The sequence below is a fragment of the Olivibacter sp. CPCC 100613 genome, assembly GCF_036959255.1.
Classification (GTDB): domain Bacteria; phylum Bacteroidota; class Bacteroidia; order Sphingobacteriales; family Sphingobacteriaceae; genus Olivibacter.
Map to the genome: position 1 here is coordinate 789,616 of NZ_JAWMTI010000001.1, position 17,039 is coordinate 806,654.

The 17,039-nt window shown below is 39.8% G+C and carries 12 protein-coding genes; 8 read left to right on the forward strand and 4 right to left on the reverse strand.

Annotated features, from left to right (window positions below; genetic code table 11):
• Positions 1–12 precede the first annotated feature (12 nt).
• Positions 13–1,059: an acyltransferase family protein gene (locus RYH73_RS03015; RefSeq protein ID WP_335311783.1), complete on the reverse strand. Its 1,047-nt coding sequence runs from the start codon at positions 1,057–1,059 to the stop codon at positions 13–15.
• 23 nt (positions 1,060–1,082) lie between these two features.
• The gene (locus RYH73_RS03020; protein WP_335311784.1) at positions 1,083–1,673 is read right to left on the reverse strand and encodes an ankyrin repeat domain-containing protein; all 591 of its coding nucleotides are present in this window, start codon (positions 1,671–1,673) and stop codon (positions 1,083–1,085) included.
• Between the two features lie 196 nt (positions 1,674–1,869).
• Here RYH73_RS03020 and RYH73_RS03025 point away from each other — a divergent pair, with 196 nt between their 5' ends.
• The 7 genes from RYH73_RS03025 to RYH73_RS03055 all read left to right on the forward strand — a co-directional run bounded on the left by RYH73_RS03025 (position 1,870) and on the right by RYH73_RS03055 (position 13,104).
• Entirely contained in the window at positions 1,870–3,933 is a 2,064-nt protein-coding gene (locus tag RYH73_RS03025; RefSeq protein WP_335311785.1) for a helix-turn-helix domain-containing protein, read from the forward strand.
• Between the two features lie 241 nt (positions 3,934–4,174).
• The gene (locus RYH73_RS03030) at positions 4,175–4,420 is read left to right on the forward strand and encodes a DUF6364 family protein (RefSeq protein WP_335311786.1); all 246 of its coding nucleotides are present in this window, start codon (positions 4,175–4,177) and stop codon (positions 4,418–4,420) included.
• Positions 4,410–4,829 carry a type II toxin-antitoxin system VapC family toxin gene (locus tag RYH73_RS03035; protein ID WP_335311787.1) on the forward strand — a complete coding sequence of 140 codons (420 nt, stop codon included), beginning with the start codon at positions 4,410–4,412 and terminating at the stop codon, positions 4,827–4,829. The genes RYH73_RS03030 and RYH73_RS03035 overlap by 11 nt, the downstream gene beginning before the upstream one ends.
• Positions 4,830–5,059: 230 nt before the next feature.
• Positions 5,060–5,530 carry a GNAT family N-acetyltransferase gene (locus tag RYH73_RS03040; protein WP_335311788.1) on the forward strand — a complete coding sequence of 157 codons (471 nt, stop codon included), beginning with the start codon at positions 5,060–5,062 and terminating at the stop codon, positions 5,528–5,530.
• Positions 5,531–5,712: 182 nt separating this feature from the next.
• Complete coding sequence (locus RYH73_RS03045) at positions 5,713–8,091, forward strand: ABC transporter permease (protein ID WP_335311789.1); 2,379 nt, start codon at positions 5,713–5,715, stop codon at positions 8,089–8,091.
• Positions 8,092–8,196: 105 nt separating this feature from the next.
• A complete protein-coding gene (locus RYH73_RS03050; protein ID WP_335311790.1) occupies positions 8,197–10,620 on the forward strand; it encodes an ABC transporter permease in 2,424 nt (807 codons plus the stop codon).
• 81 nt (positions 10,621–10,701) lie between these two features.
• Positions 10,702–13,104, forward strand: coding sequence for an ABC transporter permease (locus RYH73_RS03055; protein WP_335311791.1), 2,403 nt, complete (start codon positions 10,702–10,704; stop codon positions 13,102–13,104).
• A 6-nt stretch (positions 13,105–13,110) separates the two neighbouring features.
• Here the strand turns inward: RYH73_RS03055 and RYH73_RS03060 are convergent, their stop codons facing one another.
• The gene (locus RYH73_RS03060; protein ID WP_335311792.1) at positions 13,111–13,944 is read right to left on the reverse strand and encodes a KilA-N domain-containing protein; all 834 of its coding nucleotides are present in this window, start codon (positions 13,942–13,944) and stop codon (positions 13,111–13,113) included.
• Position 13,945: 1 nt separating this feature from the next.
• Positions 13,946–14,092, reverse strand: a complete 147-nt coding sequence (locus RYH73_RS03065; RefSeq protein ID WP_335311793.1) for a hypothetical protein — start codon at positions 14,090–14,092, stop codon at positions 13,946–13,948.
• A gap of 504 nt (positions 14,093–14,596) precedes the next feature.
• On the opposite strand from RYH73_RS03065, the gene RYH73_RS03070 reads away from it, so the two are divergent.
• The gene (locus RYH73_RS03070; protein WP_335311794.1) at positions 14,597–17,035 is read left to right on the forward strand and encodes an ABC transporter permease; all 2,439 of its coding nucleotides are present in this window, start codon (positions 14,597–14,599) and stop codon (positions 17,033–17,035) included.
• Positions 17,036–17,039 lie beyond the last annotated feature (4 nt).

Here is a 17,039-nt window from a genome sequence, read left to right on the forward strand (position 1 = left end):
AAATACTTACTTTCATTTTAACCCAAATAGTAACCTGATGAAAGCTATTCTTCTGATAAAGAATTCATAAGTTAGGAAACAACCGATTATCGTAGCGAGCAAAACCAAAACAAATTGAATACGTACGTCTATAGCCAATGGAAAGATAAAATAAGATCCAAGGTAAAGAAAAATCATATGAAGTATGTAAAATGGGTACGCCGCACGACTTAAATAGCGAAGTAGGCTACTGGGATGGTTGAAATATTTGTACGCAAATGCAAAAAATGAAACAATCCAGCAATTCGACTCAATAGACAGCATATAGGTCGGCGCTGAAGACTGAAAATAAGTAATCCTTATTATAAAAAAGGTTACTGCAAACGCAAGAAACAGCCATCGCCACTTTAGAATCATAGGCCAAAAGGTAACACCACATGAGACAAAGCAAAACCCGAAGAAGAACGCCAGTAACCCCAGAACGAAACCATGCCATGTCATCGCATACATTTCAAAGGGCATCGGATCAATCAACAAAACTTCCGCGATAAATACGCCCATCATTAATAGTATGCCCAGTGGACTGCTAAATATCTTTTTCATCCAACGCATTAGCTGACCATGTTCCTGCCGCTTTAAATAGAAAAAAATCGGCGCGAACACGATAACATAAACAAAAAGGTTACCAAGAAACCACAGGTGCCCTGGCCCGGGTAAATAGGCTATATCAAAATGATAATACCTTTGCCATATATAAATATGGAGAGGAACAATCAATAGCACCCCAAAAAGAAACGGAAGCAGGATTCTTTTGGCTCTCTCCAGCAAAAGTTGTTTCCAGCTTCTATTTCTAATGGCAAAATAAACACCCATGCCTGACACATAAAATAAAAGTGGTATCCGCCATACATTCATCATGCTCATGGGAATCCACAAGGCATCCCATGATTTTTCATTCGTTATAAAGCCGATCATCATCCCCCAAGGCTGAAAACCGATTGCTACATGATATATTAAGAGCAATGCGATCGCGATGACACGCATCCAATCAATATCATATCTTCTATCTAATACGGGCATATCCTTTCTCTTTGTTTTGTTTATTATTTCAGTTGGGCGGCTATCTCCGGCCGAATTTTTTCGAGATATGCGTAATCTAACTTCAATCCAAAAGGCTTAAGCATTTTACCCATCATATCATAGGTGCTCTTGACTTCGCTGAAGGGTGCTGCTACTGATGCGTAAGCCGTAGCTCCATATTTATTCTTTATTGTTTTATCAGCTCCATTATCCAATAACGTTTTGACAATATGAGGCCGACCAAAAAATGCGGCCGTAATAAGTGCAGTGGATCCCTCCTTATTCTGAAAATTCAGATCTGCTCCTGCGTCGATTAATAGCTTCACCATTTCCGGCTTATCAAATAATGCTGCGGATATTAGCGGACTCGATCCTCCATAAGGGTCTTTCTTATTTAGATCTGTTCCCGCATCGATATGCTGCTGAACAGCTTCCAGATCTCCCGTTATAATCGCTGTGTGGATATCAATTTTGGGAGCTGCTACCTTGTCCTTAACATCAACAGACTTTCCCTTTTGGTTAGAACCGTCCTGACATCCAGTCATAATAAACAAGGCTATTAAAAAGGATAATGTAGAGACTACTTTCGATGAATTTCTTTCTTTCGTTTTCATGATGTTTGGTATTCGTTTTTTTCGATTTTTTTATGTTGTAAAGATCGTTCCAGTTCACAGGACGCACCAAATAACCATGCGGATAAAATCATCAAGTTTAGAGATGACAATATAAATTATGATGAATCGATATAAATTATGATGCATAATCGTCCAAATAGGTATATTTGATCTAGCGAAAATAAGATGTAAACCAATGCCTGATTATCAGCCCTTTGCTAATGACTTTATTCGTCAAATTGCGACGATCGTGGAGCAGAATCTCTCGAATGAGCAGTTTGGCGTTTCCGAACTTGCCGAAGCGCTGAATATGAGTCGCTCAAACCTACTCCGTAAAGTGAGAAAGTTCAGCAATTTGTCAGTCAGTCAACTAATCAGGCAAGTACGTTTAGAGCATGGGATGAATCTGCTTCGGTCCTCTTCCTTAAACGTTTCTGAAGTAGCCGATCGTGTGGGATTTAGCAGCACATCCTATTTTATCAAGTGCTTCCGCGAATATTACGGCTTCCCTCCGGGTGCGGCTAATAGCCAAAAAGAAGCCCCGGAAAATATGCCTCCTCCTGCTATTTCCAAAAACCCTAATCGCCGCTTCATTTTTATTTCGCTATCTGCTGCGCTCATCGTTGTGTTCGCCATTGCTTTATTCAAATATGGAATAAACGCTTCATCTACTAAGAACTCCCTTGAAAAATCGATTGCCGTACTACCTTTCATAAATGACAGTAATGATTCGACCAATGTCTATTTAATCAATGGTTTGATGGAATCTACCCTCAATAATCTTCAAAAAATAAAAGATTTGAAAGTAACGAGTAGGACTTCATCCGAGAAGTACAGAAATATATTCAAGTCCATCCCCGAGATGGCCAAAGAACTCAACGTGAATTATTTCGTGGAGGGGAGCGGTCAAAAGATCGGTAAGCAAATTTTATTGAATGTGCAGTTGGTTGAAGCTCCAAACGACCGCCATTTATGGTCTCGACAATACCGCCGAGAGGTTACAGATATTTTTCAATTGCAACAGGAGATTGCGAAAGACATTGCCAAAGAAGTTCAAGCGACCATTACTCGTGAAGAACGATCGAGGATTGAAAAAAATCCGACCGAGAATTTAGTGGCATATGACCTTTTTTTGAAAGGCAGTGATTTATTACATAGAGGTGGCCATGCCAATTTGGAGCAAGGTATCCGCTATTTTAAAAAGGCGATTAAAGAAGATCCGCAGTTTGCCCTTGCTTATGCCGTTTCTGCCATCGCCTACTACTATCTGGATCTTTTTCAAGAAAGAAAAATTTACACCGCTGAAATGGGTTTTTATGCAGACAAGGCACTTTTATGCGATCCTCTTTTACCAGAGAGCCTGATTGCCAAAGCTTTATTTTATGCACATCAAAAAGATTATAAGGCAGCCGTTCCCTATCTTGAAAAAGCCTTGGAATACAATCCTAATTCCATTTTGGCCATCCACTTTTTATCAGATTTTTATAATTATTCTATTCCCAATACCGCTAAGTACCTCGAGTATGCGCTGCTAGGGGTTAAGTTGAATGCGGGATTACAAGATTCTACTACCACAAGCCTTAACTATTTACACCTCGGCAATGCGCTGATACAAACCGGATTTGTCGAAGAATCGCTTCATTACATTGACAAGTCAATCGCTTACAATCCCGAAAATTCCTATGCCACCTGGGTAAAGGCAGCCATCCTTTTTGCGAAAGACGGTAATACCGAACAAACAAAGCAATTGTTACTGAAAGAATTCGACAGAGATAGCACACAGCTCCATATTTTACAGGAAATAGGGAACGTTTACAATTATGCAGGCGATTATCAAGCCGCTTATCGATACTACCAGCAGTTTATCAAACTGCGTGACGCTCAACAATTGGACATTTTTAAAAATGTTGACCTTAGCATCGGAATCGTTCTAGCTAAATTGGGATTTAAAGAGGAATCGAATAAATTCATAACCAGTTTTAAAAAGTTTGCAGACAATGACCAATCTATTTATAAGCATGTACACCAGGCGATGTACTATGCTTACCTGAAAGATAACAAGAAAACCTTAGATCACTTAAAGCTATTTACCAAGGTAGATAATTATCAATACTGGATACTTTTACTTGAAAGAGATCCATTAGTTAAACCGCTTAAAAACTTACCTGAATTTAAAACGGTAATGCGTGCCATCAAAACTAAATTCTGGGATAGGCACAAGGAAATAAAGGTATCGCTGGAAGAAAAAGGATTGCTATAGTAGAGGTATAAAAGCAAGCGTGCAATACAACCCGATGAAACTGCCAATTCACCAAATCAAGAATTCCACCACTTCCTTGCTGTCACTAAACGAATTTTGGATTGAGGAAAATCTTATTTATCTGCGGGAAAGATATGATTAACGGTTTAGCCCATCTCGTAATGAAATAAAGCATCTTGCTCGCAATGGATGCGCATATTATAAATTTATGCGTATATTTGTATTAAATTAAGAATAGCACATGAAAGCAAAACTAAATTTAACTATTGATGAACAGCTATTGGCACAGGTAAAAGCATATGCCGCGCAAAAGCACAGTAGCGTTTCCGAGCTTGTAGAAAGTTATTTTAGAACATTCATCGTGAAAAAGCCGTCTGGGAAAGGAATCGTTCAGCTTATTGAAAATTTGCCAAAACCCGAAATACAGGATCAAGCGGATTTAGCAAAAGATTATTTTGAGGATAACGCGGATAAATATGGCTTTTAAAGTATTATTGGATGTCAATATTCTGCTAGATTTTGCTCTCCAAAGAAAGGCTTATGAAGAAGGAAAAACCATTATAGTATGGGCAGAACAAGGGAAGATAAAAGGGTATGTAACCCCTTCTGTCGTACAAATATGTGCTTACTGGATCACCAAATCATATGGTCCCGTTAAAGCAAAAGAAATCCTCGGTTCGTTATTAAGCTTTTTAGACAGCATCGAAATTCCTCATGAACAGGTTTTGGCGGCAGTCCATTCATCAATGACTGACGTGGAAGATGCTTTATTATATTATACGGCTCTGCATCACAAACTTGATTTTGTCATTAGTCGCGATCAACATTTTCAGAAAAACAGCCTCCCTTCTCTACCCGTTCTTTCTCCTCAGGAATTTATTAGATTGAATGCATGATTTTATCGGAAGAGGCTCCTTGATGCATCTTCCTGTAACACTACCTAATCTGGGAACTATAACGAGTAAGAAATCGCACCACTTCTACTCGTTGCCTTTTCTTTTTTATCTCGGTATCCATCTCTTGGTATATAGTGAATAACTGGTTAAACGTTTAACAATATAAAAGAAAGGGCTTCTTAAAAGTTACTTGATACTTAAACAAAAAAAGCCTGTATCTTTGTCTTATTATGAAACTTGATATTAGCTCCCTCAGGCAGTACATCAGACCTTTCGACGCATTTAATCCTTATGAACTGTATGCGCTCCTGCGATTGAGAAGCGAGGTCTTTGTTGTTGAACAACATTGCGCTTATTTAGATGCTGATAATAAGGATCAACTTTGCCATCATCTATTAATCTACCAAGACGAAACCTTAGCGGCCTATGCCCGTTTGGTTCCTCCTGATATATCTTATCCCGAAATGTCTATTGGACGTATCGTTACCAGCAAAGCGGCAAGGGGTATAGGCTTGGGTAAAGAGCTAATGAAACGTTCTATCCAAGCTTGTTACGATCTCTTTGGGGAGGCTTCCATTCGTATCGGTGCACAAGTATATGCAATACCTTTCTATGAATCCCTAGGCTTTGTAGTAGATGGTGAAGTGTATGACGAAGACGGGATCGATCATGTGGAGATGATAAAAAAAGTGGAAGCTTAGTCCCATTTACACCACCTAAACAACTGTACGGTATCGCACACTCTGCTGTACGATATCGAACAGCTACTCTATTTACCGAGCAATAAACCACTAAACATCAATACTTTACACACAAATTTTGATTTGGCAAAGTTTTTAAGCAATTCAATGAATGGCCGATACATCGCTGAAAAATTAACAATATGTTTAAAAATTATATCAAAATTGCTTGGAGAAACTTACGAAAACACAAATTCAACACAGCGATCAATATACTTGGCCTAGCCTCTGGCTTGTCTTTTACATTGCTTATAGGTGCATTTGTATGGCAGGAACTTCATGTCAATCAAAATATCAAACATATTGATCAGCACTATCTCTTAAAAAGCAATCTCAATGAATATTCCGCCATCGGTATGCTTCCCAAAGCACTTAAAGAGAATTATCCGCATTTAGTAAAGAACTACTTTCGCTTTGATGGTATAACAGCCATCCTTTCTTATCAGGATCAGCATATACAAAGTAATGCGATCGTAGCCGATTCAAGCTTATTCGAGATGTTCGGTTTCAAGTTGCTTACCGGCGATGTAAATGCTGCACTTAAAACACCCGATCAGGTCATATTATCTGCCCCTTTTGCGAAGCGTCTGTTTGGGAATGAGGAGGCGCTGGGCAAACAACTTACGGTGCGAAACTTTAACAATGAGGAACAGCTTTTCACTGTTGGCGGTGTGCTGGAAAACTTAGAAGAAAATGCCGTTTTAAACTTGACAGGCGAAACAGATTTAATACTCCCAATACAATCCACCAGCTTTTTTGGCCGACCTATTGACGATTGGCAAAGCCTTTATATCGCCTCTTATTTAGAGCTACAACCAACTATTTCTTCCAGCTCTTTAGAGGAGCCGATACAAAATCTTGTCCAAGCACATGCTCCTGAGGCTATCGCAAAAGACTATAAAGTCTCGCTGGCGCCTTTAAAAACATACCACCTGGAAAAAGGTGAGGGATCGATTAAACATTTGCTATACACGATCTCGATCGTTGCTTTTGCTATTTTGCTCTTGGCCGTCATTAATTTTGTTAATATCAGCATCAATACATCTGCCGGTCGATTAAAAGAAATTGGTATCAGAAAAGTGGTTGGAGGTACCAAGAAACAATTACAGACTCAATTTATTGCAGAAGCCTTATTAGCCGTGCTTATATCCATGCTGCTATCAATAGGCCTTTATCCGTTCTTGTCGAAGGTTATATCCACTGTATTGGGAAAACCCATCCCGTCACTGTTCAATTTACCCACTTCGTTCTGGATACTGGCGATGCTCGGCTGCTTAATAATAGGATTACTTGCGGGAGCCTATCCAGCGCTTCGTTTATCGACACTACCTACCGTCCTGTCGGCTCGCGGTAAGCTGGCGCAAAGCAACGATGGGTTCTTTCTTCTTAGGGGATTAATCAGTATTCAATTTGCGGTTGCGCTGATTGCACTAACATCATCGGCTATTATTGCCCAGCAAGTTAGTTTGTTCTTTAGCAAAAACCTGGGTTACGATAAGGATTATTTACTAAGCGTGCAGGTGCCCCGTGATTGGACTGCCGAAGGTTTACAACATACCGAGGTATTAAGACAAGAACTTGCTAAGCTACCCGAGATTGAAACTATTTCCATCTCTTATGACATCCCCGGGGCGATGTCTTCCGGCAATATGGATATTCTGAAAAGCACGACGGACAACGATCCTATCCATACCAATTTAGTTTTTTCCGATCGGCATTTTGCTGATACCTATAAAATACCGCTACTTGCGGGCAATTTTTATAGCCCTAACGAAGCGTCCGAACCTAGGGATCGCGTGGTAATCAATGAAGCCTTGTCAAAAGCGCTTGGCTATACCAATCCTGCCGATGCCGTTAATCAAATTGTTTATTTTGCGGATGCCAGTTCCGCCATCATCTCGGGTGTAACAAAAAATTTTTATGGAAACTCGATGCATTTTCCCATTGGGCCGATGCTATGGTTTAACATAAAAAACAGTAATGTTTACCGCTATTTCAGTATTCGCTTAAAACCGGGAAATGTCGGCGCCTCATTAAATCATTTAACCGCTGCTTGGAAGAGAATAGTACCGACCGCCCCTTTCGATTACACGTTTATGGATGCGAAATTGGCACAACAGTATAAAACCGAAATGCAATTAAGGCAGGCGGGTACCATAGCAACAATACTGGCAATGATCATTGTTCTCTTAGGTATATTAGGGCTTGTATCGCACAATCTACAAAAAAGAGTGAAGGAAATAGGAATACGAAAGGTTTTAGGGGCCTCCGTTAAACAGATTATCTATTTATTTATACATGATGTTTATCCACTGTTCCTATTGGCTGCCTGCATAGCAATACCAACGAGCTATTGGTTGATGAAGAAATGGCTCGCAAATTTCTACGTAAGAACTGAATTGGAAGTTGACAAGTTCGCTATACCTGTGCTCGTTTTAGGAGGAATTACCTTATTAGTGATTATTGTGCAAACCATTAAAACAGCGCTGAATAAACCGGTTGATGCTTTGAGAAGTGAATAAATCTAGTTATTGGTTCTTGGTTGCTAGTTATTCGTAGACCTGCCGATCAAGATGCTGAAATCTTGCAATGAGCGCCGGATCAAACAACGATTAACGAACAACGAAATGATAAGGAACTACTTAAAAATTGCCTGGCGTAATATGCTAAAGCATAAGACGCATACCCTTATTAATATATCAGGAATGGCCATTGCCTTTATCTGTAGTATGCTATTATTGGCCGCCGTTTATCACGAATTTTCTTTCGATAATTTTCATCGGTATAAAGACCGGGTATTTAAGCTTTATGAATTTCATAATTTAGTAAAGGGAACGGAGCTTGGTGCTACTATGGGTTATCCAGTAGCTACGTACCTGAAGAAGGAGAATATTGGGATCGATAAAGTAACTCGAATTAAAAACAGTGGTAGAGAAATTCGTACCGATGCTAAATCACTCGAGCAGGGAATAAATCTAGTTGACCCGGACTTTTTTGATGTCTTTTCCTTCCAGATTATACAAGGTCAAACTCGCTCACCGTTGGATAACATAGATGCCATTGTACTGAATCAAACGACCGCAACCAGTTTATTTGGAGAACAAGACCCCATAGGAAAGCCGGTCGAGATTAAAATAGGTGGAGATTGGAAGCGTCTTATCGTATCCGCTGTAATGGAAGATGCTCCGCAAAATTCAACCTTTAAGCTCCCCATCTTGGCACGTACAGAACTAGACCCCAGCTGGGCCAGAACCAAGGAAGAATGGTATGAGCAGCATCACAATGTATATGTGCGCCTCGCGCCACATGTAAGTCAAGCACAGGTGGAAAAGCAATTGCGTTTGTTCGTGCAAAAATATTTGCATCCAGATGGAGCTTCTTTAAAAAGAGATGGATTTAAAGCTGATGACAATGGTGATTATTTAGGCATGCGTCTGTTATCTTTAAATGATCTTCACTTTAATACTGAAATAGGTTCGGGTGATACTGTCAGCAAAACCTATCTTTATATTCTCCTCTTAGTGAGTATCGTTATCTTATTTATCGCTTGCTTCAATTTCATCAACATTCAAATTAGCCTGTCATTCACACGGAGTAAGGAATTAGGCGTGAGAAAGTGTTTAGGAGCCGCCGCCCGGCAGGTATGGGGACAATTGTTTTGGGAGAACTTTATACAGATCGGCTTCTCATTATTTATAGCTTTGTTAGGTGTCGCTGCGCTTATTAAAATACTGACACTTTATAACTTCTTTAAACTCGATCATGCCGTTCTTTACAATCCGCAAATGGCAATAAGTGTATGTGCCATATGGATACTCATTTCCTTTTTATCATCCGGGTATCCCTTTTTCATCTTGAACAAGCTTAAAACTACAGATATCTTTAAAGGCAAATTCAGCATTATTAAATCAGGAATCGGCAGGAACATTCTCATTACTCTCCAGTTTATCACCGCTATTGTACTGATCTGTGCAACGGCTATATGTTATTTACAGTTTCAGCATCTTCGCACGGCTAGTCTTGGTTACAATACCTCTTCCATTGTTAGCATACCCGTTAAAGACGTTACACACGGTCGGGATATCAGTGCCAAATTACGTACGCGTCTCGCTTCTAACCCGTCAGTATTAAGTGTAACGGGTGCAGACGTTAATTTGGGTGTTGGCAAAGATGGAAGTACTTCTAAATCGCAGGTCGGCTTCAGCCATGAAGGAAAGAATATAAAAACGACCTACATTTCAGCTGATTACGATTTTTTGAAAACACTATCTATTAAACCATTGGAAGGGAGGGATTTTTCTATTGCTTTTTCAGCAGACACATCGGAAGCCGTTATCATCACGGAAAGTATGGCCAAGCAACTCGGTAGTGGACAATTACTGGGGCGCAATATTAATACCGATTCGGCCGGCCGCAATGGTTGGCATATCATAGGCATCATTCCAGATTTTCACTTATATTCTATGCACAACTCAACGGAGCCACTCACGATCGCTATTGAAGGCAACGCTTCGCTAGATTATATTTTCGTAAAAGTCAATACACAAAACCCGGTTGCTACCATGGATATGCTCAGGAAAACTTATGCCAGCTTGGAACCGGATGCTGAATTTAAGGGAAGTTATATTGATGAAAATATCGACCGTTGGTATAAAAAAGAGAAACGCTTAGCTACGCTTTTTTCAGTCTCGGCGGGAATTGCCATTTTACTTTCATGCATGGGCTTATTTGGTCTAGCACTCATTATTATTCATCAAAAAGTAAAAGAAATCGGTATACGGAAAGTATTGGGTGCATCGGTAGCCAATATCACGGGTAAAGTCATCCGCGAATTCGTGAAACCCGTTATCATTGCTTTTATAATTGCAGCCCCCATCGCTTGGTGGATTATGAATCTGTGGTTAGACGATTTCGTTTATCGTATGGATATGCCCGTTTGGGTTTTTCCTTTGGGGGGAATTGCCGCATTGCTAATAGCAATTTTGACAGTAGGTGTTCAGTCATTGCGAGCAGCAAAAGCAAATCCGGTAGATTCCTTGAGAAGTGAGTAATCTTAGTTGTGAGTTACCAGTTGCTAGTTATGAGCTTGATCAACTCGCAACGCATAACTCACAACGCATAACGATAAGAAGATGATAAAAAACTATTTCAAAATCGCTCTCAGAAATTTCAAAAAGAATAAGCTTTATAGCTTCGTAAATCTTTCTGGCTTAACGATTGGTCTGGTTACCTGCATGTTAATAGGTATTTACATCCAGAATGAGATCACGTACGACAATTTCCATGCAAACGCAGACCGACTTGTCCGGGTAACGTCCGATCTTCGGATGTCTGGCTCCGAACACCAGTTTGCACAAACGGGCACCAAGGTAGGTCCTGCTTTTAAAAGAGCTTTTCCGCAAGTATCAGAGTATGTTCGTACGATGAAAAGTGCGGGTGCTATTACGGTAAATCAACAATCTTTTGATGAAAAGAATATACTCTATGCCGATGCCGCCTTCTTCCAGACGTTTTCTTTTCCGCTGCTACAGGGTAGTGCCGCATCGGTGCTTGGCGACCCGAAGAAGGTGGTGTTATCCCGTTCAACAGCAAAGAAATATTTTGGAAACGCAAACCCCATTGGCAAAACCATCCAATTGAATGGAGGCGAAGCGCATTATGAGGTCACTGGCGTCAGTGAAGATGTTCCACTCAACTCCCAAATTCAGTATGATTTAATTATTTCTTTCAATAGCTTGGATGCTGCAAAAACGGAAATATGGAGTACGGCTAATTATATTACCTACCTATTGCTTCAAAATTCCGATCAGATTCGCCCATTGGCTCATGCCATAACAGACTATATGAAAAAGGTAAATGAGGAAGAAATGGATATTCCGAAAACAGATTATTGGACCATGCACTTGGAACCCCTAAAGTCTGTGCACCTACATTCTAAACTAGCAGGTCTGGAAGCAAATGGCAATATCATGTATATTTATGTGTTAACGATTGTTGCACTCCTTATTTTGTTGATTGCCTGCGTCAACTATACGAATCTATGCATTGCACAATCAGCGAATCGTGGTGTGGAAATTGGTATCCGACAAGTGATGGGCGCAGAAAAAAGGCAGCTGATCAAACAATTTTTGGGTGAATCCACCTTGCTCACTTCTCTCGCCTTGCTTATGGCCTTGTTCACTAGCATGGTTGTATTACCGCTATTCAATAATATAACCGGAAAGGACTTTTCTTTCGGTATATTCCTAAATCCGCTGTTCTTGATAGCTGCCATCTTATTAAGTCTTATCATTAGTTTGCTTGCTGGATTATACCCAGCCTTTATACTGAGTAGCAAACAATTAGCACAAACGTTAAAATTGAGTCTACAAATAACCAATTCGGGCGGCATGATGCGCAAAGGACTAATTATTTTCCAGTTTTCCATTGCCATTTTTTTACTTGCAACTACCTTCATTGTGCTGAAACAAATGAACTATGTACAAAACAAAAACTTGGGCTACGACCGCTCTCACGTTTTAGTTTTACCTGTAGATGCCAAAACCCATGGGGTATATGAGCAACTGAAAAATGTCTTTAAAGCTAATCCAAATGTATTAAGCGTTACAGGCTCTTATGAAGATCCGACATCCATTGGCTGGGGGGATGGTATTCATGCAGAGGATGGCACGGGACCTAAAGATCTTTCGCTCAATGCAACGCCGGCCGATCTCGACTATTTAAAAACTATGGGCATGACCTTAGTGGCTGGTAGAGATTTTGTTCCGGCTGATTTTGCCGCTCCTGAAAGTACGACTGCGCCCGGTTCACAGCACCGAACTGCTTACATTTTGAATGAAAAGGCTGTAAAAGATTTGGGATGGACCCCCGAAAAAGCCATCGGCCAAATTGTATCCAGAGGGATTCCCGGTCCAGTAGTAGGTGTCATAAAAGATTTCCACTTCGAATCCCTTCATGCGCCTATCGGGCCACTATTGATTTTTCCAGATACTTCCTTAGTGAGACAGCTTTTTGTGAAAATAAAAAGCGATCATATAGCCGCGACGTTAGGTACGTTGGAAGAATCTTGGAAAGCACATGTCGGACACCGCGCTTTTGACTATCATTTTTTGGATGACGACTTCCAATCGCTCTATAAGACCGAAGAGCGGATTGCCGACTTGTTTTCGGTTTTCTCTGGTATTGCCATTGCTTTGGCCTGTATGGGCTTATTTGCGCTTGCCGCTTTCACCACCATTCAACGAACCAAAGAGATCGGAATTCGGAAAGTTCTTGGCGCGAACATCACGAACATTGTAATGTTGATTTCAAAACAATTTCTGTTACTGGTATTCCTAGCTTTTTTGATTGCCTGCCCTGTGGCCTGGTGGATGGGCAGTGACTGGCTAGATGATTTTGCCTACCGAATGGAATTGAACAGTTGGATTTTTGCTTTCGCGGGTTTAACGGCAATCTGTATCGCTGGAATAACGGTTAGCTTCCATGCGATTCGCGCTGCTCTGGCAAACCCGGTGGATAGTTTAAGGAATGAATGATGTTGGTTATGGGTTAATCGTTTTATTAGTCAACTTTCCTTGCACATTATTAGCCAATAACGACTTCATTTGCGCAATAGCTACTTTATTTAATTGCACTAAGCGTTCTTTTGGTGATAGATTCTGTTGGATCAGTAAAGCGTTGATGCTTTCCATATTACTCAATACCACTAGTTGTTCAATAGTCGCTTCATCTCGTATGTTTCCCTTGGTGTCAGGATGCTGTTCTCGCCAATCTTTAGCAGTCATACCAAAAAGCGCTACATTGAGCAGATCACCTTCATTTGCATAGATATAGTTTGATTGCAGCCTATCAATTTCTTTCGGGATAAGATTTTCTTTGATAGCATCGGTATGAATTCGGTAATTTATTTTAGAAATAGTACGTTGCAGATTCCACTCAAGGTTATTACGGTTACTTTCTTCCTCTTTGAGGCGTTGGAATTCTTTGATCAGGTAAATTTTAAATGCAGGACTTATCCACATTCCAAACTCAAAGGCTATATCGGGATGAGCATATGTACCTCCATATCTACCCGCTGCCGCCCTTAACCCAATTGCATTCGTCTTTTCTACCCATTCTTTCACGCTAATCTTATAGCTATTCAATCCAACTTGGCTTTTAATTATGGCGAATTCGCCATAATTAAAATTGGAGTTATTCACAGACTCCCATATACCCAGGTACTCAACCGTATTCCTGTTGCGTAACCAGTCGGATATGAAAAAGTCGCCATCTTTAGCTTTTAACATATCTGTCAGTGATATATATTCTCGGTTATTGGATAATATAACCGTAATATCCATCCCCTGAACACTAATCTTTTTATTCTTGACCATATTATTCAATTCCCAGTTCCTTCTTTCGTTTTATCACATCGATCACAAAATCCTGATCAGACATATTCATGATCATTTCCATTCGCCACTCGGCAAAAAAAGCAACATACAGCTCACATCTTTTGTCTTCATTAGGTTCATTATCCATTTGTTTGATTTTAGTTCGCCATTTTTCGAAATACTTCTCTTGAATCTTCTTAGCTGGCAGCAAGATTTAGGTTTACCTTTCTTTTCATTGGTCAATTTATTTTTGATTTAGATTGAATGAATGCAATAATGCAAATATATAAAATATTATTAAAAAGCATATTTTAATTTTTAAAAATACTTTTATACTGTTTTTTAAAGCGAATTCAAACTATAGCCTTATCTGCTTAATTAGGGGCGCCTTCAGCCGTAAAGCTTCTTCCAAAACCAAAACTTGTTGCTCTCAAAAATTTTCGCTAAAATGACCCAAATTATCGTTCAGATCTGAACAGCTAGTGTTCGTTTCCGAACACTTTCTTATCAAAAATCACCACAACTACCACGTTATCAGAAAGTTGTTGTTTTGGCGTAATTCCTGTATAAATTAGTGATAAACCGGCTATTTGGTTACTGGTTATTCGTGATTGGTTATCGGGCCGCGTAGTCTTGAAAACTTAAGTCTTGTATGTTTAAAACTCACTTAAAAACGGCTATACGTAGCTTCTATAAGAATAAAACGTTTAGTTTTATTAATATTCTTGGGTTAACCTTAGGACTTTCTGCATGTTTTTTAGTATTAACGGTGGCACTTGATGATCTGTCATACGACCGCTTTTGGAAAAGGACAGACGATCTTTATCGTGTATATTCCGAAAATAAAATGGGTAACGGTATTTATCTTAAAGAAGCATATACCCCCATTGGTTTAGGCACTGAACTCAAAGAACACTTTCCTGAAGTGGAAGCCTTTTCAGCGGTACGCCTATCGGAACTACATTTTAAAGCGGGTATGGATGAATCCAGTAGGCATAATGTCAATGTGATGACTGCTGATTCGAGCGCACTAAAAATGTTCGATTTTGTCAAGATAAATGGCCAGCTTACCCACCACATCGTCGGAGAAAAGAATATCATTCTAACAGAAAGCCTTGCAAAACGGTTGTTCAAGGACGAAGATGCAGTCGGTAAATATGTTTATGATGTGCCCTCATGGAAGGAAAGGTCAACTTCCTATTTTGTTACAGCGATTATTCAAGATTTACCACAAAATACACATTTACGAGCCGAGGCCATTATCCTCGAAATACCTAAAACTGAAAGGATCGAGAAGAACCAAGGAGCAACCATACATACCATTTATTATTTACTAAAACCAGGAACCAACATCAAGCGCTTCGAGGCAAAAGTAAATGATTGGTATCGTCGACACCTGGATATAGAAAGGGGAAAGGTAAAGTTCATCTTTCAGCCAATGAAAGATCTATACTTGCATTCAGATTATAATGCGCGTCAACAAATCAGATCAAACATGCGATCGGTTTATATTTTTGGAGCCGTTGGATTTTTTCTTCTATTAATAGCTTGCATCAATTTTATCAATCTAAGTACAGCTCGTGCTATAACTCGTCTAAAGGAAAGTGGAATAAGAAAAATTTTGGGTGCAGACAGGAGGCAACTAATCGGGCAATTCCTAACAGAGGCGTTATTCTTCTTCGCGATAGCAACTGCACTTTCGTTATTTCTTTATGCGTTAACAATCCCTGTCTTGGAAAAATTTTTAGGCCACCAGCTTACATTGACCATTTTTGACTATTGGCCCTTTTTCCTATCTATTCTAGTATTTACGCTGATATTAAGCATTATAACAGGATTTTATCCAGCAATCTTTTTGTCGGGATTTAACCCGGCCAACAGCTTACGTGGTCGCATTTTTACCTCATCGTCGACCTCGTCCACTGTCTTTCGAAGAACGCTGGTAATTGTTCAATTTTCTATCGCTATTATTACATTGATCACTTTACTGGTTGTTCATGCGCAGCTTGAGTTTATTAACCGCAGAGATTTAGGATTTAAAAAAGAAAATTTGTTATACATTGACCACGTTTCATGGCAGGGGAAAGGCGAGACTATAAAAACACAGTTAGCGCAATTACCAGGCGTACTGAACGCAGCAATTACCAGTTGGCAACCACAAAGTGGTATGGCTACAAGCTGGATGAACTTCGATCACCCTAAACGAAAAGAAGAGCAGGTTAAAGTCAATATAATTTGGGGAGATATTGATTTTGCTGAAACGATTGGACTCACGTTAAAAAAGGGACGAATTTTTAACAAGGGATTTGGTACGGATGTACAGTCCAGATCGGAAGATGAAACAGATACCGAGAAAACTGAAAACTCTAATCAATCACTGCAATCACCGGTTTTGATTTCCGAATCGACGGCGAAAGATTTCGGAATCGAAAAAGAAAACACACCAGTTCCCGCTACGAGCTACACCGCGGTTGGTATAGTAAAAGATTTCTATTTTGAATCTTTACACCATGCCTTAATGCCTACTTTTATTTCAGCGGAGCAAGGAGTTGATTATGGCGGCATGTTTATTCGTATCATGCCGGGAAAGGAGGAACAGGTATTAAGTGGCCTTCATAAAATCTGGAAGGCAGCTTTTCAAGATAAGCTACTGAGTGCTAACTGGATGGACGAAATTGTTAATAAACACTATGAAAAGGAGCACAAACAGCAACTGCTTTTTACTTTTTTCAGTGGGCTCATGCTGTTTATCTCGTCATTGGGGGTATTCGGCTTAGTTTTACATACTGTGGAACAAAGAGTTAAAGAAATTGGAATTCGGAAAGTGCTGGGCGCCAGTATCGCAGGTATTGCAACAATGCTTTCTAAAGACTTTGTTAAGTTAGTTATATTAGCCTCTGTGGTTGCCTCGCCTATTGCTTGGTGGGTGACTAATAAATGGTTGGACGATTTTGCTTATCGAGTGGAGGTTTCTTGGTGGCTTTTTGTTATCGCTGGTATCGTTTCCTTATTTGTAGCTTTGATAACCATCAGTTTCCAAACTATTAGAGCAGCTACGGCCAACCCAGTAGATTCTTTAAGAAATGAATGATTTT